This is a genomic window from Roseateles sp. P5_B10 (assembly GCF_056400485.1).
Genome location: NZ_JBFULE010001081.1, coordinates 1 through 1,472, shown reverse-complemented (window position 1 = coordinate 1,472; position 1,472 = coordinate 1). Strand labels below are relative to the sequence as shown.

The 1,472-nt window shown below is 63.7% G+C and carries 2 protein-coding genes and 1 pseudogene; all 3 read right to left on the bottom strand.

Annotated features, from left to right (window positions below; all coding sequences use genetic code 11):
- Window positions 1-169: pseudogene (locus tag AC1DU6_RS31000) on the bottom strand (branched-chain amino acid ABC transporter permease); the annotation flags it as partial.
- A 2-nt stretch (window positions 170-171) separates the two neighbouring features.
- Complete coding sequence (locus AC1DU6_RS30995) at window positions 172-1,101, bottom strand: branched-chain amino acid ABC transporter permease (RefSeq protein ID WP_457324321.1); 930 nt, start codon at window positions 1,099-1,101, stop codon at window positions 172-174.
- A partial coding sequence (locus AC1DU6_RS30990) for an ABC transporter ATP-binding protein (protein ID WP_477861954.1) occupies window positions 1,101-1,472 on the bottom strand: 372 nt, incomplete at its 5' end. The genes AC1DU6_RS30990 and AC1DU6_RS30995, both read right to left, overlap by 1 nt.

The following is a 1,472-nucleotide window of genomic DNA, read 5'->3' as shown; positions in this document are numbered from 1 at the left end:
GGAAGGGGATGAAGATGGCGCGCAGCAGGTATTCGCTGGAGACCATAGGGATGACGACGAAGGCAGCGATGAGCATCAGCGCCATCGCGATGCGATCCTGCCGGATGGGCAGGATCTGGCTGTCCGCCGAGTAAGAGGTTTTGAACTGGCCGTTCTCGCGGTAAAGCATCGTCAGACCCGATCAATGATCTTCTCGCCGAACAGCCCCTGGGGCCGAACCAGCAAGACAACGAGCACCAGCACATAGCCAAACCAGTACTCGATGCCGCCCCCAAGCATGGGCCCGAGATAGGCCTCCGACAGCTTCTCCCCCACCCCGATCAGCAGCCCGCCCACGATGGCACCCGGCACGCTGGTCAGTCCGCCCAGGATTACGACCGGCAGCGCCTTCAGCGCCACCAGCGACAGCGAGAACTGCACCCCCAGCTTGCTGCCCCAGATCATCCCGGCCACCAGCGCGACAAAGCCCGCCACGCTCCAGACGATGACCCAGATGCGCGACAGCGGGATGCCGATGCTCTGCGCGGCCTGGTGGTCGTCGGCCACGGCGCGCAGCGCGCGGCCGGTGGCGGTCTTCTGGAAGAACAGCGACAGCCCCGCGACCAATGCTGCCGCGATCAGCGCGGCATAGAGGTCTTCCTTGCTGACGAGGATGCCGCCGGGGAAGACGTCCTCGAACAGGAACATCGGGTCCTTGGGCAGGCCGATGTCGATCTTGTAGATGTCGTTGCCGAACAGCGTCTGGCCCAGGCCTTCAAGCAGGTAGGCGATGCCGAGCGTGGCCATCAACAGCGTCACGCCTTCCTGGTTGACGAGCTTGGACAGCGCCAGCCTCTCCACCAGCCAGGCGACAACGACCATCACCGCAAGCGCGCCCACGAAGGCCAGCAGGTTGACGACGACCTTGCCGTCCAGGCCTGTGTATTTCTGAATCCACTCGGCAAAGCGCGCCATCGCCAGCGCTGCAAACAACACCATCGCGCCCTGGGCGAAGTTGAAGACGCCACTGGCCTTGAAGATCAGCACGAAGCCGAGGGCGATCAGCGAATACAGCATGCCGGCCATCAGGCCGCCGATCAGGGTTTCGAGGAATGGGCCCATCAGTGGCTTGCTCCGAGGTAGGCCTTGATGACGTCTTCGTTCTTGCGCACGTCATCCGGCGCGCCATCGCCGATCTTCTTGCCGTAGTCCAGCACGACGACGCGGTCCGAGATGTCCATCACCACGCCCATGTCGTGCTCGATCAGCACGATGGTGGTGCCGAACTCGTTGTTCACGTCCAGGATGAAGCGGCACATGTCCTGCTTCTCCTCCACGTTCATGCCGGCCATGGGCTCGTCCAGCAAGAGCAGGCTGGGCTCCATCGCCAGCGCGCGGCCGAGGTCGACGCGTTTCTGCAGGCCGTAGGGCAGGCGACCAACCGGCGTCTTGCGGTAGGCCTGGATCTCGAGGAAGTCGATGATGCGCTCCAC